Source organism: Streptomyces sp. NBC_01537, from assembly GCF_045040445.1.
GTDB lineage: Bacteria > Actinomycetota > Actinomycetes > Streptomycetales > Streptomycetaceae > Actinacidiphila.
Genome location: NZ_CP109392.1, coordinates 7,283,931 through 7,302,688, shown reverse-complemented (window position 1 = coordinate 7,302,688; position 18,758 = coordinate 7,283,931). Strand labels below are relative to the sequence as shown.

At 71.7% G+C, this 18,758-nt stretch carries 19 protein-coding genes and 1 pseudogene; 13 read left to right on the top strand and 7 right to left on the bottom strand.

Features of this window, described 5'->3' with window-relative positions; genetic code table 11:
• The first annotated feature begins 58 nt into the window (after positions 1-58).
• From efeO to efeU, 3 genes are read left to right on the top strand one after another with little or no spacing between them, the layout of a single operon-like run.
• Entirely contained in the window at positions 59-1,192 is a 1,134-nt protein-coding gene (gene efeO / locus OG607_RS33595; protein ID WP_405731392.1) for an iron uptake system protein EfeO, read from the top strand.
• A 20-nt stretch (positions 1,193-1,212) separates the two neighbouring features.
• On the top strand, positions 1,213-2,499 hold the full coding sequence (gene efeB / locus OG607_RS33590; protein WP_405731390.1) for an iron uptake transporter deferrochelatase/peroxidase subunit: 1,287 nt from the start codon (positions 1,213-1,215) through the stop codon (positions 2,497-2,499).
• A gap of 6 nt (positions 2,500-2,505) precedes the next feature.
• Positions 2,506-3,363 carry an iron uptake transporter permease EfeU gene (gene efeU / locus OG607_RS33585; RefSeq protein ID WP_405731388.1) on the top strand — a complete coding sequence of 286 codons (858 nt, stop codon included), beginning with the start codon at positions 2,506-2,508 and terminating at the stop codon, positions 3,361-3,363.
• A 69-nt stretch (positions 3,364-3,432) separates the two neighbouring features.
• Here the strand turns inward: efeU and OG607_RS33580 are convergent, their stop codons facing one another.
• Complete coding sequence (locus tag OG607_RS33580) at positions 3,433-4,164, bottom strand: bifunctional DNA primase/polymerase (protein WP_405731386.1); 732 nt, start codon at positions 4,162-4,164, stop codon at positions 3,433-3,435.
• A 257-nt stretch (positions 4,165-4,421) separates the two neighbouring features.
• On the opposite strand from OG607_RS33580, the gene OG607_RS33575 reads away from it, so the two are divergent.
• Both OG607_RS33575 and OG607_RS33570 read left to right on the top strand, forming a co-directional pair.
• Complete coding sequence (locus OG607_RS33575; RefSeq protein ID WP_405731384.1) at positions 4,422-5,072, top strand: heme oxygenase (biliverdin-producing); 651 nt, start codon at positions 4,422-4,424, stop codon at positions 5,070-5,072.
• Between the two features lie 89 nt (positions 5,073-5,161).
• Positions 5,162-5,287 (top strand): annotated as a pseudogene (locus OG607_RS33570) (biliverdin-producing heme oxygenase); the annotation flags it as partial.
• A gap of 212 nt (positions 5,288-5,499) precedes the next feature.
• On the opposite strand, the gene OG607_RS33565 reads toward OG607_RS33570, so the two are convergent.
• A complete protein-coding gene (locus OG607_RS33565; RefSeq protein ID WP_405731382.1) occupies positions 5,500-6,873 on the bottom strand; it encodes a serine hydrolase domain-containing protein in 1,374 nt (457 codons plus the stop codon).
• Between the two features lie 159 nt (positions 6,874-7,032).
• Between OG607_RS33565 and ddaH the strand changes: the two genes are divergently transcribed.
• The 3 genes from ddaH to OG607_RS33550 are packed head-to-tail and all read left to right on the top strand — an operon-like array spanning position 7,033 to position 10,503.
• A complete protein-coding gene (gene ddaH, locus OG607_RS33560) occupies positions 7,033-7,815 on the top strand; it encodes a dimethylargininase (protein WP_405737218.1) in 783 nt (260 codons plus the stop codon).
• Positions 7,816-7,837: 22 nt separating this feature from the next.
• The gene (locus OG607_RS33555; RefSeq protein ID WP_405731380.1) at positions 7,838-9,385 is read left to right on the top strand and encodes a phytoene desaturase family protein; all 1,548 of its coding nucleotides are present in this window, start codon (positions 7,838-7,840) and stop codon (positions 9,383-9,385) included.
• Complete coding sequence (locus OG607_RS33550; RefSeq protein WP_405731379.1) at positions 9,382-10,503, top strand: magnesium and cobalt transport protein CorA; 1,122 nt, start codon at positions 9,382-9,384, stop codon at positions 10,501-10,503. Before OG607_RS33555 ends, OG607_RS33550 begins: the two co-directional genes overlap by 4 nt.
• A gap of 1 nt (position 10,504) precedes the next feature.
• On the opposite strand, the gene OG607_RS33545 is transcribed toward OG607_RS33550, so the two are convergent.
• Complete coding sequence (locus tag OG607_RS33545) at positions 10,505-11,479, bottom strand: small ribosomal subunit Rsm22 family protein (RefSeq protein ID WP_405731377.1); 975 nt, start codon at positions 11,477-11,479, stop codon at positions 10,505-10,507.
• A 71-nt stretch (positions 11,480-11,550) separates the two neighbouring features.
• On the bottom strand, positions 11,551-13,086 hold the full coding sequence (locus OG607_RS33540) for an APC family permease (RefSeq protein WP_405731375.1): 1,536 nt from the start codon (positions 13,084-13,086) through the stop codon (positions 11,551-11,553).
• 223 nt (positions 13,087-13,309) lie between these two features.
• Here OG607_RS33540 and eutB point away from each other — a divergent pair, with 223 nt between their 5' ends.
• Together eutB and eutC are read left to right on the top strand one after the other, a co-directional pair.
• Positions 13,310-14,692 carry an ethanolamine ammonia-lyase subunit EutB gene (eutB, locus tag OG607_RS33535; protein WP_405731373.1) on the top strand — a complete coding sequence of 461 codons (1,383 nt, stop codon included), beginning with the start codon at positions 13,310-13,312 and terminating at the stop codon, positions 14,690-14,692.
• The gene (eutC, locus tag OG607_RS33530) at positions 14,689-15,462 is read left to right on the top strand and encodes an ethanolamine ammonia-lyase subunit EutC (protein WP_405731371.1); all 774 of its coding nucleotides are present in this window, start codon (positions 14,689-14,691) and stop codon (positions 15,460-15,462) included. Before eutB ends, eutC begins: the two co-directional genes overlap by 4 nt.
• An 18-nt stretch (positions 15,463-15,480) precedes the next feature.
• Here the strand turns inward: eutC and rpsN are convergent, their stop codons facing one another.
• Together rpsN and rpmB are read right to left on the bottom strand one after the other, a co-directional pair.
• A complete protein-coding gene (gene rpsN, locus OG607_RS33525) occupies positions 15,481-15,786 on the bottom strand; it encodes a 30S ribosomal protein S14 (RefSeq protein WP_405731369.1) in 306 nt (101 codons plus the stop codon).
• A complete protein-coding gene (gene rpmB, locus OG607_RS33520; protein ID WP_405731367.1) occupies positions 15,786-16,022 on the bottom strand; it encodes a 50S ribosomal protein L28 in 237 nt (78 codons plus the stop codon). Before rpmB ends, rpsN begins: the two co-directional genes overlap by 1 nt.
• A gap of 57 nt (positions 16,023-16,079) precedes the next feature.
• Between rpmB and rpmG the strand changes: the two genes are divergently transcribed.
• The 3 genes from rpmG to rpsR are packed head-to-tail and all read left to right on the top strand — an operon-like array spanning position 16,080 to position 17,653.
• Positions 16,080-16,244, top strand: a complete 165-nt coding sequence (gene rpmG, locus OG607_RS33515) for a 50S ribosomal protein L33 (RefSeq protein ID WP_405731365.1) — start codon at positions 16,080-16,082, stop codon at positions 16,242-16,244.
• Positions 16,241-17,404, top strand: a complete 1,164-nt coding sequence (locus tag OG607_RS33510; RefSeq protein ID WP_405731363.1) for a CobW family GTP-binding protein — start codon at positions 16,241-16,243, stop codon at positions 17,402-17,404. The genes rpmG and OG607_RS33510 overlap by 4 nt, the downstream gene beginning before the upstream one ends.
• A gap of 12 nt (positions 17,405-17,416) precedes the next feature.
• On the top strand, positions 17,417-17,653 hold the full coding sequence (rpsR, locus tag OG607_RS33505; protein ID WP_405731362.1) for a 30S ribosomal protein S18: 237 nt from the start codon (positions 17,417-17,419) through the stop codon (positions 17,651-17,653).
• A 76-nt stretch (positions 17,654-17,729) separates the two neighbouring features.
• On the opposite strand, the gene OG607_RS33500 is transcribed toward rpsR, so the two are convergent.
• Complete coding sequence (locus OG607_RS33500; RefSeq protein ID WP_405731360.1) at positions 17,730-18,752, bottom strand: TolB family protein; 1,023 nt, start codon at positions 18,750-18,752, stop codon at positions 17,730-17,732.
• Positions 18,753-18,758: the final 6 nt, after the last annotated feature.

Genomic DNA, 18,758 nt, shown 5'->3' with positions numbered 1-18,758 from the left:
GCAGCCTTCCCAAGGGAAGGCTGCCCTCATCTGTCTGAGCAGCCCCAGGAGCGCCCCCATGCCCGCCGTCCGTACGTCAGCCGTGACCGCCGCAGGAATCGTCGTCGCCGTCACAGCGGTCACCGGTTGCGCTGAGAAGGCGGACGCGGACGCGACCGGCTCGAACGCGGTGACAGTGATCTCCACCGACAGCAAGTGCGAGGTGTCCAAGACCACCTTCGCGGCGGGCAAGATCACGATATCCGCGCAGAACAAGGGCTCGAAGGTCACCGAGGTCTACGTCTACACGCCGAGCGACAAGATCGTCACCGAGCGGGAGAACATCGGCCCGGGCACCAAGGCCACCATCACCGCCGAGATCAAGGCCGGTTCGTACGAGATCGCCTGCAAGCCCGGCATGAAGGGCGACGGCATCCGCCAGAAGATCACCGTCACCGGCAAGGGCGCGGTGAAGACCGACCCGCGCCTGGACTCGGCGGTGGCGGCGTACCGCAAGTACGTGCAGGAGCAGGCCGACGCGACGATCCCGCTGGTGAAGAAGTTCGCCGCCTCGATCGAGGCGGGCGACATCGAGGCCGCCAAGGCGGAGTTCGCGCCCTCGCGGGTCGGCTGGGAGACCACCGAGCCGGTGGCCGAGTCCTTCGGCGACATCGACCCGCTGACCGACACCCGTGAGGACGGCCTGGAGGCCGGCCAGAAGTGGACCGGCTGGCACCGGCTGGAGAAGTCGCTCTGGCAGGACAAGAAGATCACCGCCACCGACAAGACGATCGCCGCCCAGCTCGTCTCCGACCTGGAGGACTGGCAGAAGCGGGTCGGCAAGGCCGAGATCACCGCCACCAGCATGGCCAACGGCGCCAAGGAGCTGCTGGACGAGGTCGCCACAGGCAAGATCACCGGTGAGGAGGACCTCTACAGCCACACCGACCTGTCGGACTTCTACGCCAACGTCATGGGTGCCGAGAAGGCGTACGAGCTGCTGAAGGCGGTCGCCGCCGAGAACGACCCGGCGCTGACGAAGGAACTCGACAAGCAGTTCGCGTCGATCACGAAGCTGCTCGACACCTACCGCAAGGGCGACGGCTGGGTCTCGTACGACACCGTCGGCAAGACGGACCGTAAGAAGCTGTCCGACGCGGTGAACTCGCTTGCCGAGCCGCTGTCGAAGCTCGCCGCAGCGGTCGCGAAGTAAGTCAGAGGGGACACGGGCTCATGTCTGAAACCGCTGAAGCCGCTGAGGCCGGGAAGACCACCTCGCGCCGTTCGGTGCTCGGCTGGACCGGGGCGGGCGTCGTGCTGGGCGCCGCCGCGGCCGGCGGGGCGGCGGCCGTTCTGAACGGCGACACCGGGAGCGACACGCAGAACGCGGCCTCGGCCGGGGCCGCGGTGGAGTTCCACGGGACGCACCAGGCGGGCATCGTGACGCCCGTTCAGGACCGGCTGCACTTCGCCTCGTTCGACATCACCACCGACGACCGCGACGAGCTGGCGCAACTGCTCAAGGACTGGACCGCCGCGGCCGAGCGGATGTCCAAGGGCCAGGCGGTCGGCGAGGGCGCGGTCGGCGGGCTCGCCGAGGCGCCGCCGGACGACACCGGCGAGGCGCTGGGCCTGCAGCCGTCCCGGCTCACGCTCACCGTGGGCTTCGGGCCGGGGCTGTTCGACAAGGACGGCAAGGACCGCTTCGGGCTGAAGAAGTACCGCCCGGAGGCCCTGGTCGACCTGCCGAAGTTCGCCGGGGACGCGCTGGACACCCGGCGCAGCGGCGGCGATCTGTGCGTCCAGGCCTGCGCCGACGACCCGCAGGTCGCGGTGCACGCGATCCGCAACCTGGCCCGGATCGGCTTCGGCAAGGTCGCCATCCGCTGGTCGCAGCTCGGCTTCGGCAAGACCTCCTCGACGACGCCCGAGGCGCAGACCCCGCGCAACCTGATGGGCTTCAAGGACGGCACGCACAATGTCGCCGGCTCCGACAAGTCCGCCCAGACCAAGCACGTATGGGTCTCGGAGTCGGACGGCCCGGCCTGGCTGGCCGGCGGCTCGTACCTGGTCGCCCGCCGGATCCGGATGCACATCGAGACCTGGGACCGCACCCCGCTGGGCGAGCAGGAGCAGATCTTCGGCCGTACGAAGGGCGAGGGCGCCCCGCTCGGCAAGAAGCACGAGCGGGACACCCCCAACTTCAAGGCCATGAAGGACGACGCGCACGTCCGGCTCGCCCACCCGGACAACAGCGGCGTGACGCTGCTGCGCCGCGGCTACTCCTTCACCGACGGCACGGACGGCCTGGGCCGCCTGGAGGCGGGCCTGTTCTTCCTCGCGTACCAGCGCGATGTGCGCTCCGGCTTCATCCCGCTGCAGAAGAAGCTGTCGGCGACGGACGCGCTCAACGAGTACATCCAGCACGTCGGTTCGGCGGTCTACGTCGTGCCGCCGGGCGTCGTGAAGAGCGGCGACTGGTGGGGCCGGGCCCTGTTCGAAGCCGCTGAAGGGAAGTGACGGGCCGTGTTCGGCAATTACCTGATCGGGCTGCGCGAGGGCCTGGAGGCCAGCCTGGTCGTCTGCATCCTCGTCGCGTACCTCGTCAAGACCGACCGCAAGGACAAGCTGCCGCCGGTCTGGCTCGGCGTCGGCGTCGCGATCGCGCTCAGCCTGGGCTTCGGTGCCGCGCTGCAGTTCGGCTCGCAGGAGCTGACCTTCCAGGCCCAGGAGGCGCTCGGCGGCTCGCTGTCGATCATCGCGGTCGGCCTGGTGACCTGGATGGTCTTCTGGATGCGGCGCACCGCCCGCCACCTCAAGGCCGAGCTGCACGGCAAGCTCGACGCCGCGATCGCCATGGGCACGGGCGCCCTGGTCGTCACCGCCTTCCTCGCGGTGGGCAGGGAGGGGCTGGAGACCTCGCTGTTCATCTGGACCGCCGTCCAGGCCACGGACGACGGCTTCCGGCCGGTGGTCGGCGCGGGCCTGGGCCTGCTCACGGCCGTCGTGCTCGGCTGGCTGTTCTACCGGGGCGCGTTGCGCATCAACCTGGCCAAGTTCTTCACCTGGACCGGCGCGATGCTGGTCGTCGTGGCGGCGGGCGTCCTCGCGTACGGCTTCCACGACCTGCAGGAGGCGGGCTGGCTTCCCGGCCTGAACAGCCGGGCCTTCGACATCAGCGAGCAGATCCCGGTGGACAGCTGGTACGGGACGCTCCTCAAGGGCGTGTTCAACTTCCAGCCCGACCCGACCTGGCTCCAGGTCGCGGTCTGGGCGCTGTATCTCGTCCCGACGATGTTCCTCTTCCTCACCCCCGGCAGGGCCGCCGCGCCCAGTTCCCCTCCTGCGGGCAGCACGGCCGGCACTGTCGGCGCGGAGCGCTGAGTACGTCGTCTGCGGGTCGCGGCTGCGCGACCAGCCATCCACGGTCCGCACCGTGGGTCGCACGGAACGCTAAAGCAGCCAGCCCGCGGTCTCGGCCTCGGGCTCGACCTGCGCGCAGGCGTCCGTAAGGACTTCCAGCAGCGTCAGCGGGTCGGGAAGCCCGCGCCCGGGGCCGCGGCCCGGAAGCCACTCCACGACCGCCCCCGACGGATGCCGGGACGGCGGTACGAGCACGTAGCTCCCACGGCAGTGCCAGCGCAGGCCGGGGTGCTCGTCGAGCGTCTCGGGGTGGCAGTCCAGCTCGCAGGGCCACCACTCGTCCTCGTCGGCGGTGGCGGCGCGGGTGGCGGTGAAGAAGAACATCCGCCCCTCGGACGTGGCGACCGGCCCGACGGCCGCGCCCTCGGCGGCGAGCCGGTCCAGGGCGATGCGGCCGGCCTCGGCGGGGACGTCGAGGACGTCGTGGGTGTTGCCGGTGGCGGTGATGAAGTTGGCGAGCGGCTGGGTGCGCAGCCAGGTCTCGAGCTGCTGCGGGTCAGTGCTGGCCTGGGTCTGCCAGGCGAAGGACACCGGGTGCGTGCCGGGCGTCGGACAGCCGATCCGGTCACACGAACAGCGGAACCCGGAGACCCCGGAGGGATGCGCGGCCGGCGCGAGCGGCAGTCCCGCCTCCGCGGCGCCGCGCAGCAGGTCGTCACGGCGCAGATCGCGGACCCCCGCCGCGCCGTCCGCGTCCTGGTCCTGGCCCGCCGAACGCCGGCGCAGCCAGTCGGACAACCTGCTGCTCTTGCCTGCTGCCATCGAGCCCCGTGCCCCTTTTCCCTCGCCTGCGGGTCCTTACGGTCACCCGTCTTCCACACTACGTAACGCGGCGGTGGACGTACGCGGAATTCACGGATGGTGCCGAACCCCCATCCTGCTCCTTGTACGGAACCTTTGAGTGAGCGGGGTGTGCCCTGGCGCCGATTTTCCCGACAGGCCGTCGGAAACTTTTTGACTTAGGCTACCCTAACTTGAAATGATCTCACCAGAGCCGCCCCCTGTCGCAGGAGGTCCCCTTGCTGTTCTCCGCAGTCATCCGCACCGCGAGCCAGGCGCAGCACACCGAGGCTGAGAACTCGACCTTCATGAGCGACCTCCTCGGCGGCCGCCTCGGCGTCGACGCCTACGCCCGCTACACCGAGCAGCTCTGGTTCGTCTACCAGGCCCTCGAATCCCCGGCCCACACCGCCTCCCTCGCCGCCGACCCCGTCACCGCCCCCTTCCTCCGCCCCGAGCTCCTCCGCCTCCCCGCCCTCGAACGCGACCTCGACCACCTCCTCCCCACCGGCTGGCAGCACCGCGCCCGCCCCCTCCCCGCCACGGCCGCCTACGCCGCCCGCATCACCGAAACGGCCCAGGACTGGCCGGCCGGATTTGTCGCCCACCACTACACGCGCTACCTGGGCGACCTCTCCGGCGGCCAGGTCATCCGCGGCATCGCCGAAAAGACCTGGGGCTTCACCCGGAAGGGCGACGGCGTCCGCTTCTACGTCTTCGACGCCATCGGCAACCCCGCCGCCTTCAAGCGGGAGTACAGAGGGTGGCTGGACGCGCTGCCGCTGGACGACCTGGAGAAGCAGCGCGTCGTGGACGAATGCCGGGGCGCCTTCGCGCTCAATACCCGGCTCTTCGCCGACCTCGGCCGGGAATGCCCGCTCACCGCCTGACCGCGCCCCGGCACGACGGACGGAGTCCGGCGCAGCCGGCCGAAGCCCGCGAAGCGGTGCGAGGACGGCAAAGAGAGGGGGCCTGAGGGTGGCTGGACGCGCTGCCGCTGGACGACCTGGAGAAGCAGCGCGTCGTGGACGAATGCCGGGGCGCGTTCGCGCTCAATACCCGGCTCTTCGCCGACCTCGGCCGGGAGTTCCCGCTCACCGCCTGACCGCACCCCGGCACGACGGACGGAGTCCGGCGCAGCCGGCCGAAGCCCGCGAAGCGGTGCGAGGACGGCAAAAAGAAGGGGCCGCTCACCGCCTGACCGCACCCCGGCACGACGGACGGAGTCCGGCGCAGCCGGCCGAAGCCCGCGAAGCGGTGCGAGGACGGCAAAAAAGAAGGGGCCGCGGTGCGAGGACGGCAAAGAGAGGGGGCCGCTTACAGCGTGACCGACCAGCCGTCGGGGTGGGTGCCGCCGGGGATGGGGGCGGTGGGGTCGTAGGGGGTGCGGGTGAGGATGAAGGTGCCGAGGTCGAGGTGGGTGGGGGCGCCGGAGGGGGCGCGGACGGGGCGGAGGGTTTCGCCGGCGAAGTAGTCGTCGAGGCCGGTCCAGGTGGTGCCGTCGGGGGCGGGGCGGAAGCGGGAGGCGCGGCCGGAGCCGGAGGCGGGGCGCAGTTCCAGGGCGCGGCCGGCGCGGAGGTGGAGGGTGTAGGGGGCGGTGCCCCAGAACCAGGCGCCGGTGAGGGCGAGAAGCTCGGGGTCGGGGTCGGAGGAGGGCCGCCAGGGCTGGGGGATGGCGGGCTCGCGGTCGGCGACGATGCCCAGCAGACCGGCGGCGATCGTGCCGGCCGGTGTGCCTGAGGTGGCGTTGGCGAGGGCGACGGCGGCGAGGCCGTCGTCGGGGCTGGTCCACAGGCCGGCGACGAAGCCCGGCATGGAGCCGGTGTGGCCCGCGAGGGAGCGGCCGTTCGCGGCCAGCAGCTGCAGCCCGAGGCCGTAGGAGCCGTCGGGGGCGGCCGGGCGGCGCATCTCGGCGAGGGTGTCGGGGCTCAGGACCACCGCCGCCGGGTCACCGGCCCCGCCGAGGAAGGCGGCCCAGCGGCACAGGTCGGCGGCCGTGGACCACAACTGCCCGGCGGGGGCCATGATTCCGGTGTCCTCGACCACCTCCGGCTGCATGACATCGGCGTACGGGTGCACCGCGAAGCCGCCCGCGTGCGGGGCCTGCGGCAGCAGCGTCGTACGCGGCATGCCGAGCGGCTGGAGCACCTCGCTCCGCAGGACCTCGTACCAGGGGGCGTTGTGCAGCGTCTGCGCGAGCGTGCCTAGCAGCGCGTAGCCGGGGTTGGAGTAATGGAACCGCTGCCCGGCGGGGTGGAGGCGCTCGCCGACCACGTCGGCCGGCTCGGGCCGCAGGTCGCCGGGGGTGCGCTCCCACCAGGGGCCGGGGGTCTCGGCGGCCAGGCCCGCGGTGTGGGAGAGGAGTTGACGGATCGTCAGTCCGTCGGCGGCCGCCGGTGACTGCCCGCCGAGGTGCTTGCCGACGGGGTCGTCGAGGTCCAGACGCCCCGCGTCGCGCAGGCGCATGACCAGCACCGCCGCGAAGGTCTTGGTGATCGAGCCGATCCGGTACTGCGTGTTCACGTCCGGGGCGTGCCCGTCCACGCAGGACCGGGACCCGGTCCACACCGCCCGGCCGTCCCGCACGACCGCGCCCACGAGCGACGGCGTACGGCCCTCGGCCTGGCCGACCGCGATGCTGTGGTGCAGGGCACGGCGGGTTTCGGGCAGCAGTTCGTCGAATTCTGGCATGCCGACACCCTACGCATGGGCCGGACGGGGTGCGGGGGCGATTTTCGTCCGTAATGCGGCGCGCGGCGTCCGATCGGGGCCGCAACAGGTCCACCATGTGGCACGAAGCATCCCCCGGATCCAGCGGAGCCCTCCTTGATCACACCCCGACGGTATTTGATGTGCCCGCCCACCTACTTCCGCGTCACCTACGCGATCAACCCCTGGATGGACCCGACCAAACCGGTCGACCCGGCCCTCGCGCTCCTCCAGTGGGAGGACCTGCGCGACCGCTACCGCTCCCTCGGGCACACCGTCGAGATCCTCCAGCCGCTGCCCGGCCTGCCCGACATGGTGTTCGCCGCCAACGGCGCCACCGTCCTGGACGGCCGGGTCTTCGGCGCCCGCTTCGCCAACGCCGAACGCACCGCCGAGGCCCCGGCCCACCGCGAGTGGTTCCTGGGCCACGGCTACGCCGCCGTCCACGACCCCCGGCACATCAACGAGGGCGAGGGCGACTTCGCGGTCACCGGCAGCTGGCTGCTGGCCGGCCGCGGCTTCCGCAGCAGTCACCGCTCGCACGCCGAACTCCAGGAGTACTTCGGCCGCCCGGTGATCGGCCTGGAGCTCGTCGACCCCCGCTTCTACCACCTCGACACGGCCCTGTGCGTCCTGTCCGCCAAGCGCGACGACGTCATGTACTACCCCGAAGCCTTCTCCCCCGGCAGCCGCGCCGTCCTGGCCCGCCTCTTCCCCGGCGCGCTCATCGCGTCCCGCGAGGACGCGGTGGCGTTCGGCCTCAACGCCGTCAGCGACGGGCAGAACGTGCTGGTGCCGGCCGCCGCGACGGGGCTCCTCAAGCCGCTGCGCGAGCGCGGCTACGCGCCGGTCGGCGTCGACATGTCCGAGCTGCAGAAGGCCGGCGGCAGCGTCAAGTGCTGCACGCTGGAACTCCGCGACTGACACTCGTGGTACTAAGGGGCTCATGCCCCTACGCACCGCATACGACGCAGTCATCGTCGGCGGCGGCCACAACGGTCTGGTCGCCGCCGCCTATCTCGCCCGGGCGGGCCGTTCGGTCCTGGTCCTGGAACGGCTGGACCACACCGGAGGCGCGGCCGTCTCCACGCGGGCGTTCGAGGGGGTGGACGCGCGGCTGTCCAGGTACTCGTATCTCGTGAGCCTGCTGCCGAAGCGGATCGTCACCGATCTGGGCCTGCGCTTCGAGACGCGCCGCCGCCGGATCTCGTCGTACACGCCCAAGGGCGACGGGGGTCTGCTGGTGGACTCGGAGTCCGCGTCCCGGACCCGGGAGAGCTTTGTGCGGCTCACGGGCTCGGACCGGGACTTCGAGGCGTGGCAGGACTTCTACGGGATGACGCACCGCGTTGCGCAGCGCGTGTTTCCCACCCTCACCGGCCCGCTGCCGTCCAAGGCCGCGCTGGAGCGGATCGTGGACGACGCGGAGGCGTGGTCGGCGCTGTTCGAACGGCCTCTGGGAGAGACGGTCGAGGCGCGGTTCGAGGACGACCTCGTCAGGGGCGTCGTGCTGACGGACGCGTTGATCGGCACTTTCACGCATGCGCATGACGCGTCTTTGCTCCAGAACCGCTGCTTTCTGTATCACGTGATCGGCAACGGCACCGGGGACTGGGACGTGCCGGTCGGCGGCATGGGCGCGCTGACGGACGCCCTGGCGGACGCCGCACGCGCAGCGGGCGCGGAGATCGTCACCGGGGCTGAGGTGACGGATATCGAGACCGACGGCGCCGTCGCCGAAGTGACGTATGACGGCGACACGACGGGCACAGGCACGGGCACCGTGGGCGCCCGGTACGTCCTGGTCAACGCTTCGCCGCATGCGCTTGCCGGATTGCTGGGCGAGCAGGCTCCGCCGAAGCCGGAAGGCGCGCAGCTGAAGGTCAACATGCTGCTGAACCGGCTGCCGAGGCTGCGCGACACGACGGTGGACCCGCGCGAGGCGTTCGCCGGGACGTTCCACATCGCGGAGTCGTACAGGCAGTTGCAGACCGCGTACGACCAGGCCGCCGGCGGCGCCATCCCGGCCGAGCCGCCGTCGGAGATCTACTGCCACAGCCTCACCGACCCGTCGATCCTGGCCCCGGAGCTGGCGGCGCGCGGGATGCAGACGCTCACGCTGTTCGGGCTGCACATCCCGGCGCGCCTGTCGGCGGGCAAGGACGCGCTGCTCAAGGCGGTGCTGGCGCAGCTGGACGCGGTGCTGGACGAGCCGATCACGGACTGCCTGGCGCTGGACCCGGACGGGCGGCCCTGCATCGAGGCGAAGACCCCGGCGGATCTGGAGCGCGAGGTGGGGCTGCCGGGCGGGCACATCTTCCACCGTGACCTGTCGTTCCCGTACGGAGACGATGATTCCGGCCGGTGGGGAGTCGAGACCGCCCGCCCGAACGTCCTTGTCTGTGGCGCGGGCGCGATCCGCGGCGGCGGGGTGAGCGGCATCCCGGGGCACAATGCGGCGATGGCCGTGCTCGAAAGGGAACAAGCGGTATGAGCGGTACGAGCAGTACGAACGGTATGAGCGACACGACGACGACCGGGCGGCAGTGGATGCGGCGGCGCCCGCGCGCCCGCTGGACGGATGCCCCCGCGCCGCCCGCCCCGCGCAAGTGCACCGACGACGTCGTCGTGGACTGCGCCCTGTACGAGGACGGCGTGCGCCAGGCCACGCTGCCGCTGCGCGAGGCCATGAAGGACGCCCGCGAGCGGCCCGGCAGCTTCGTCTGGATCGGCCTCTACCAGCCGGACATCGAGCACCTCGCGGAGGTCGCCGACGCCTTCGGGCTGCACCCGCTCGCCGTCGAGGACGCCGTCAAGGCCCACCAGCGGCCCAAGCTGGAGCAGTACGGGGACACGCTGTTCCTGGTCCTGAAGACCATCGTGTTCGTCGAGCACGAGAAGCTCACCGCGACCAGCGATGTCGTCGACACCGGCGAGATCCTGCTGTTCGTCGGCCCGGACTTCGTCGTCGCGGTCCGGCACGGCAGCGCCCCCGGGCTGGGCCGCGTGCGCAAGTCGCTCGAAGGGCGGCCCGACGTCCTCGCCCAGGGCCCGGCGGCCGTCATGCACGCCATAGCGGACCAGGTCGTGGACGACTATCTCGATGTCGCCGACGCGGTCGAACTCGACGTCGAGCAGCTCGAAGCCGATGTCTTCTCCCCCGGCCACGGCGACGACGCCGAGCGCATCTACCAGCTCAAGCGCGAACTCATCGAGTTCAAGCGCGCCGTCCAGCCCATGGCCCGTCCCCTCCAGCGTCTCGCCGAGGAACCGCTGCCCTTCGTCAGCCCCGAGATCGCCCGCTACCTCCGCGATGTCGCCGACCACCTCACCCAGGTCCGCGAGCGCCTCTCCGGCTACAGCGAGCTGGTCGACGGCCTCCTCGCCGCCAACCTCAGCCAGCTCGCCGTCCAGCAGAACGTCGACATGCGGCGGATCAGCGCCGGAGCGGCCATCCTCGCCATCCCGACCATGATCGCCGGCTTCTACGGGATGAACTTCAAGCACATGCCGGAGCTGCGCTGGCTGTACGGCTACCCGCTGATGCTCGGCGTCACGGCCGTGCTGTCCTTCACCGCGTACCGGGCCTTCCGGCGGTTCGGCTGGCTGTAGGTCAGGAGTCCGTGGGCCAGGCGTCGCCCCAGTCCGCATCGCGGGCGGCGCGGTACGCGTCGCCGTGCCGCTTGGTGACCGTCTCGCGCCGCAGCCCGTCCTCGGCCGTGCAGAGGTCGAGCAGGACCTGGCCCTTGCGGATCTGGGGGTGCCGCACGATGCGCGAGGCGGCCGGCGCGGCCGGGAAGCGGGCGGCGGCGACGTAGCTGAACTTCTCGTCCTCGTAGGGCAGGGAGCCGCCCTTGACCTGGCGGTGCAGGGAGGAGCGGCTGACGCGGGCCGCGAAGTGGCACCAGTCGGGGGCTTCCACGGGGCAGGCGGTGTCGTGGGGGCAGGGGGCCAGTACGGCGAACCCGGCGGAGATGAGCTGGTCGCGGGCGGCAAGGACGCGGGCGTAGCCGTCGGGGGTGCCGGGCTCGACGACGAGGACCGCGCCACGGGCGGCCCGGGCGGCCTCGGCGATGACCGCGGTGCGGTCGGGAGGGGCGAGCTCGCCGATGACGTAGGAAATGGTGACGAGGTCGGCCTCGGGGAGCCGGGCCCCGCCGCCGAGCGGCGCCTTGCGCCACTGCGCGTCGCGTACGGACGCGGACTCCGCGCCCGCGGCGAGCTCGCGGCCCAGGTCGAGCGCGGCGTCGGACCAGTCCAGGACCGTGCTGCGGTGCGCGCCCCCGGCCCAGGCATCGCCGACCGCCCAGGTCGCGGCGCCGGTGCCGCCGCCGACGTCCAGGTGGTCGGCCGGGGCCCAGTCGCCCGCCCGGTCGCGGAACTCCGCGAGGGCGGCCCGGACGGCCGCGTTCGTGGCCGGCATCCGGTAGGCCGCGTAGGCGGCGACGTCGGAGCGGTCGCGCAGGATCGGGCTCTTGCTGGGCGTACGCCCCCGGTACGTGGCGATCAGCCGGTCGACGGCCTGGGCGGCACGGCCGGGCGGCAGCCCGTCGAGGAGGTCGGCGAGGGCGGCTTGCAGAGTGGACACAAGGGACAAGGGTAAGGGCAACGGTAAGGGGCCCCGCCGAATGGCGGGGCCCCTTACCTGCAGCGACTGAATCAGACCGCGTCGACCGGGTCGGCGTGCTCGAAGTGGCCCAGGACCTCGTACTGGGCGGGCTTCTGGGCCCGCAGCCACAGGGCGATGCCCACGCCGAGCAGGAACATCAGGACGACGGCCTCGGGCAGGTACTTGATGAACGGCACCTCGGCGTCACCGGACAGCGCGGGGCGGTTCTCCATGAGGAGGTACATCGCGCCGATCATGGCCGCCGCGCCGATGATCGGGGCGACCAGGGTGGTGAACCAGTGGAAGCCGTCGCGGGCGGTGGTGAGGAAGTACCGGATGACCGCGAAGGAGGTCAGGGCCTGCACCCCGAGGATGCCGAAGACACCCATCAGCGGCGCCCAGGTGCCCAGCTTGAGGAGCGCGCCCTCGGTGCTGCTGTCGTAGACGGTGAAGCCGAGGACGATCAGGCCGACCAGGCCGGTGACGGTCATCGACGCGGCGGCCGGGCTGTGGTGCTTGGAGGTCTTGGCCAGCGGGGCGGGGGCGACGCCCTCACGGGCCAGCGAGAACAGGTAGCGGGCGCCGGTGTTGTAGAAGGCCATGGCGCAGGCGAAGGGGCTGACGATGGCCAGCACCTGGAACATGACGACCAGCCAGTGGCCGACGAAGGTCTCGGCGAGCGGGTAGAAGGCGGAGGCGATGTCACCCGCGAACTGCTTCTTCACCGCTTCGGCGGCCCCGTTCAGGCCCCAGCCGGAGACGAAGGCGTAGGAGACGAACATGTAGAGGATGCCGAGGCCGATCACCGAGCCGTAGGTCGCGGCCTTGGCGATGCGGTGCGGGTCGCGGGACTCCTCCGCGTAGTTGGGCGCCATCTCGAAGCCGACCCAGGACCAGAAGGCGGCGAAGAGGGCGACACCGGCGGCGGCCGCACCGAAGGTGTGGGAGGCGCTGCTGTTGCCGAAGACCTCGGCCGGGTTGAACGGCTTGGCGGACAGGCCGTCCGCCCCTCCGTGGGCGAAGATGCCGACCGCGAGGATGACCAGGGCCAGGACCTCAGCGACGAGCGAGACGCCCAGGACCTTGGTGGTCAGCTCGATGTGGAACCAGGCGAGCAGGGACATGAGCGCGAGCGCCCCGAACATGTAGACCCACACGGGGATGTCCACCCCGAACCACGAGTCGATGCTGGTCGCCGCGAAGTAGCCCATCACACCGATGACGGAGGCGGAGAAGAGCATGTAGCACAGCGCGATCAGCACGCCGGAGCCGACGCCCGGGATCCGGCCGAGGCCTCGCGTGACGAAGGTGTAGAAGCCACCGGCGGAGGTCACCCGGCGGCTCATCGCGATGTATCCGACGGAGAAGACCGTCAGCGCGACCGTGGCCAGCAGGAACGCCGCGGGCGCACCATATCCCGCGCCCATCACGGCGACGGGGACGTTGAACAGCATCGCCGTCATGGGCGCCGCGCCCGTGACGATGCAGAAGATGACGCCGGGAAGTCCCAGCGCGCCGGAGGCCAGCCGGTGAGGCGTCTCGGACGCCGACGGTGCCGCCGGGGCTACGCCCTCTTGTACTGCCATCGGGTGGCCCCTCTCCATGTTTCGCCATGTGGGTCATGTTGCGTCCTGCGAATCGGAATACTGGCAGCCCAAATGCGTCGTTTTGCTGGTCTGGGTGTTAACTCTGGGTCAACGCCACCTGGGAAAGGAACGACTGTGTTAACTCTCCGTCCGTGCATGGACCGCCCCCTCCGGCCGCTCGTACGGTCGAGAGCTGGGACATGCAGAACGGAGCACCACACATATGAGCGGTTACACCGCAACCCTCGGGGGCCGGAGCTACCGCTTCGCCGACCTGGCCCGGCTGCTCGCCGCCGCGAGCCCCGAGCGCTCCGGCGACCGGCTGGCCGGGCTCGCCGCCGAGTCCGCGCAGGACCGGGTCGCGGCCCGTCTCGCCCTGGCGGAGGTGCCGCTCGCCACGTTCCTCGCCGAGCCGGTCATCCCGTACGAGGACGACGACGTGACCCGCCTCATCATCGACACGCACGACGCCGCCGCCTTCGCCCCGGTCGCCGGGCTCACGGTCGGCGAGTTCCGCGAGTGGCTGCTCTCGGCGGCCGCCGACGCCGACGTTCTGGCCGCCGTCTCCCCCGGGATCACTCCCGAGATGGCCGCCGCCGTCTCCAAGCTCATGGGCAACGCCGACCTCGTCGCGGTCGCCCGCAAGGTGCGGGTCGTCACCGCTTTCCGCTCCACCATCGGCCTGCCGGGGCGCATTTCGACCCGTCTGCAGCCCAACCACCCCACCGACGACCCCGCCGGTGTCGCCGCCGCCCTTTTGGACGGCCTCCTCCTCGGCTCCGGGGACGCCGTCATCGGCATCAACCCGGCCACCGACAGCCCCAAGGCCGTACGCGATCTCCTCGAACTCCTCGACGGGGTGATCCAGCGCTACGCCATCCCCACCCAGTCCTGCGTCCTGTCCCATGTCACCACCAGCATCGGCCTGATGGAGGCCGGCGCCCCCGTCGACCTGGTCTTCCAGTCGATCGCCGGCACCCAGGCCGCCAACGCCTCCTTCGGCGTCACCCTCGGCCTCCTCGACGAGGCCCACGCCGCCGCGAGCGAGCTCGGCCGGGGCACCGTCGGCAGCAACGCCCTGTACTTCGAGACCGGCCAGGGCAGCGCGCTGTCCGCCGACGCCCACCACGGCGTCGACCAGCAGACGGTGGAGGCGCGCGCGTACGCCGTCGCCCGCCGCTACGACCCGCTGCTGGTCAACACGGTCGTCGGCTTCATCGGTCCCGAGTACCTCTACGACGGCCGGCAGATCCTGCGCGCCGCTCTGGAGGACCACTTCTGCGGCAAGCTGCTCGGCCTGCCGATGGGCCTGGACATCTGCTACACCAACCACGCCGACGCGGACGACGACGACATCGCCACCATGCTCACCATGCTGGGCGTGGCGGGCGCGTCCTTCGTGATCTGCACCCCAGGCGGCGACGACATCATGCTCAACTACCAGTCCGCCTCGTACCACGACGCGCTGTACGTCCGCGAAGTGCTCGGGCTGCGCCCCGCCCCCGAGTTCGAGGCCTGGCTCGACCGTATCGGCCTGCTCGACGACCACGGCGGCATACGCGACCTCACCGGCACCGCCCACCCCCTCAAGGAGCTGGCCGCATGACGGAACATCAGCTCGTCGCCGAGGCCACCGACGCCACCATGTGGGCCGCCCTGCGCCGCCACACCCAGGCCCGTATCGGCCTCGGCCGCGCGGGTTCGGCGCTCCCCACGCAGCACCGCCTCGAACTCCAGGCCGCCCACGCCGCCGCCCGCGACGCCGTCCACTCCCCCTTCGACGCGGACGTGGTCGCCGCCTCCCTCACCGGCGTCCCGACCGTACGCGTCCACAGCGCCGCCCCCGACCGGCTCACCTACCTCCAGCGCCCCGACCTCGGCCGGAAGCTGGCCGACGCCGACCGCGCCCGCCTCCCGCGCGGCGACTGGGACCTCGTCTTCGTCATCGCCGACGGCCTCTCCAGCCGCGCCGTCCACGAACACGCCGCCGCCGTCCTCTGGGAGACCTCGGCCCTCCTCCCCGGCTGGCGCACCGCCCCCGTCGTCCTCGCCGAACAGGCCCGCGTCGCCCTCGGCGACGACATCGCGCACGCCATGGGCGCCGCGATGGTCGTCGTCCTCATCGGCGAACGGCCCGGCATGTCCGCGGCGGACTCCCTCGGCGCCTACCTCACATACGACCCCCGCCCCGGCCGCACCACCGACGCCGACCGCAACTGCCTGTCCAACATCCGGCCCCCGCTCGGCCTTTCCTACACCGAGGCCGCGCGCAAGCTCGCCGCCCTCATGCTCCGGGCGCGCGAGCTCCGCCTCACGGGCGTCGCCCTCAAGGACGAGTCGGATGCGGTGTCCCCGCCGTCGCTGCCGGCGCCGTAGCGGCCGCGTAACCCCGGCCTACCAGCTGCTCTTCCTGACTCCCGGCAGCTGCCCGGCGTGAGCCATCTCGCGGAGCCGGACCCGGGAGATGCCGAACTTGCGGAAGGTGCCGCGCGGGCGGCCGTCGACCGCGTCGCGGTTGCGCAGGCGGGTGGGGCTGGCGTCGCGGGGCTGGCGTCGGAGCTCGGCCTGGGCGGCGGAGCGTTCGGGACCGGGGGTACGGGGGTTGGCGATGAGGGCCTTCAGCACCGCGCGGCGGGCGGCGTAGCGGGCGACGACCAGGCGGCGCCGGTCGTTCTTCGCGATCTTGCTCGCCTTGGCCATCAGACCTTCTCCCCTCGGGCGCGGATGCGGGCGACGGCGGCCTCGACGCCGATCGTGTCGACGGTCCTGATGCCCTTGGCGCTGAGGGTGAGGCGCACGTAACGCCCCTCGCCGGGCAGCCAGTAGCGCTTGCGCTGGATGTTGGGGTCGAAGCGGCGCTTGGTGCGGACATGGGAGTGGGAGATGGCGTGGCCGAAGCCGGGCTTGCGGCCGGTCAATTGGCAGTGAGCTGACATGCGGAGCAGCGTAGCAGCTAGATGAAAATGAAAACCAGTTTGGTGTACGGTGTGGCCATGGCCCGCAACGAACTGCGTCCGATCATCAAGCTCCGGTCCACCGCAGGGACCGGCTACACCTACGTCACCCGCAAGAACCGCCGGAACGACCCGGACCGGATGGTGCTGCGCAAGTACGACCCCGTCGCAGGGCGGCATGTGGACTTCCGGGAGGAGCGATGACACCGGCACGGACCCGGGTCGCGATCGTCTGCGGCCTGCACGCCGACGCGCGCCGCGAGGCGATGGACGAGCTGCTGCGCACGGTCCCCGGGGCGGTGGGCCTCTACCACGACCTGGCCGACGCGGCGGCGACGGGCACGGTCCGGCGTACGGTGTTCGACACCGCCGGGCTGCTGGACAGCGGCGAGACCCCGCTGGTCAACGACTGCGCGTGCTGCGCGCTGCGCGAGGACCTGGTGCCCGAGTTGCTCCGGCTGGCGGAGGTCAGCGAGACCCCGCTGGCCGTCGTGGAGCTGTGGGACTCGGTCGAGCCGCAGGCGATGGCCGAGGTGATCGCCTCCGCGGGGCTGAGCGTGGCGGCCGTGGTCACGGCGGTGGACCCGGCCCTGGTGCTGCCATATCTGTCCTGCGGCGACGACCTGCTGGAGACCGGACTGGCGGCGGCGCGCAGCGACGAGCGCACGGTCGCCGACACCTTCGCACGACAGCTGGAGTACGCACCCGTGCTCGCGGTCACCCGCACCGAGGGGGACCACGACCACGATCCGGCCGACTCCGCGCTCCTCGGACAGCTGCATCCCACCGCCCGCCGGGTCACCATCGGCTCCGGCGAGCTCGCCACCGCCATCGGGGGCTTCGACGTGGCCGCCGCTGCCGCCCGCCAGCACCCCGCGTGCGCGCTGCTCCCACAGGAAGCGGACGAGCACGGCGTGGTCACCGCCGTATGGCACCGGACCCGCCCCTTCCACCCGGAGCGGTTGTATACGGCACTTGAGGACATCACCTGCGCCGCCACCCGCAGCCGCGGCCGCTTCTGGCTGGCCGACCGGCCCGACACGATGCTCGCCTGGGACGCGGCCGGCGGGGCCCTGTGCGTGGAGGCGGCAGGCCCGTGGCTCGCATCGCTCCCGGACGCCGCCTGGGACCTCGTACCACCCATGCGGCGGGTCGCGGCGGCCCTGGACTGGCACCCCGAGCACGGCGCCCGCGCGCAGCACCTGACCTTCACCTCCCCCGGCCTGGACCGCGAGGTGCTGTTCGAACTGCTCGACGCGTGCCTGCTCACCGACGAGGAGTACGCGGGCGGCCCGGGCGCCTGGATGAGGCTGCCGCACGCCTTCGACGGGCTGCTGGAGCCCGTCGACCATGTGACGACCTGAAGGAGACCGACGATGAAGCGCCTGCGCGCCGGCAAGAACGAACCGAAGAAGCGCGTCAACCCGCTCGACGCGGCCAGGATCACGTACATCGACTACAAGGACACCGACCTGCTGCGGAAGTTCATATCCGACCGCGGCAAGATCCGCAGCCGCCGGGTGACCCACATCAGCGCCCGGCAGCAGCGGCAGATGGCCCGCGCCATCAAGAACGCGCGGGAGATGGCGCTGCTGCCGTACGTGGCGCGCTAGCGCTGCGGCCGGAGGCGTTCGTCGGGTTGCGCAGCCCGCCGGCTGCGCCTGTCCTCAATCGCCGGACGGGCTGAAATCAGAGCGGCGCCGGGGACGACGCGCCCGCTATGAGCAGGCGCGGCGTGCCGGTGCCGTCGGCGGGGACGCTCCACAGGTCGGTGCTGCCCACCTTGCCGTCGGTGGGGAGGGCGTAGGCGACGGTGTCGTTGTCGAGCCAGGTGGCCTGGTCGTCGACGCTGTGGCGTTCGGCGAGGGCGGTCTCGTGGAGGGTGCGCAGGTCGAGGACGTACTCGTGCCAGAGGTTGGTGCGGGAGAGGACCCGCTTCTTGAAGGCGACGCGGGTGCCGTCCGGGGAGAGGGAGGGGCACTCGACGTTCTGGATGAGGGTGGTGACGGTGCGCCGGGAGAGGGAACCGCGCACGAGGTAGGTGTGGCTGGCGGTGTTGAGGGTGGCGTAGAAGGTGTCGTCGTCGGTGGCGAAGGTGACGCCCCAGAAGTTGACGTCGGAGGCCTTGTAGGGCTTGCCGTCCAGGGTGATGGAGAACGTCTCCAGGCTGGGGGTGAGCTTCATGGTGCGGGTGTCCAGGACGGAGGTCCGGGTGGAGAAGAAGGCGGAGGAGTAGGACTCGCCGGAGACGAAGACGGTCCAGGCGACGAAGCGGCCGCTGGGCGAGACCCGGGCCCGGCTGGGGGTCCCGGCGAGCGGGAAGGTGTGCAGCGTACGGAGGTTGGCGTCCAGGAGGAGGGCCCGGTTGCTCTGCTTGAGGACGCCGGGGACGGACTGGAGGCAGATGCCGGTGCCGGCGGCGGCGTAGAAGCGCACGCACTTCAGGCCGGAGGCGGTCCGCCCGGCCTCGGGATCGGTGGAGGGGACCGAGGCGACAGCGGTGCGCTGCGGGCCGGCGGCCGCGTTGACGAAGGTCAGCCGGCCCTTCTGCGTGAGCGTCACCTTGCCGGAGCTGACCGAGGGTCCGCCCGCCTGGGGCCGGTTCTCCCGGGCTGCGCGGGAGGCGGCGTGCAGGACCACCCCGGTGCCCACGCCCGCGAGGAGCAGCACCGCCGTGACGAGTATGAGCAGGCGGCGGCGGAGCGGTGTCATCTGGAT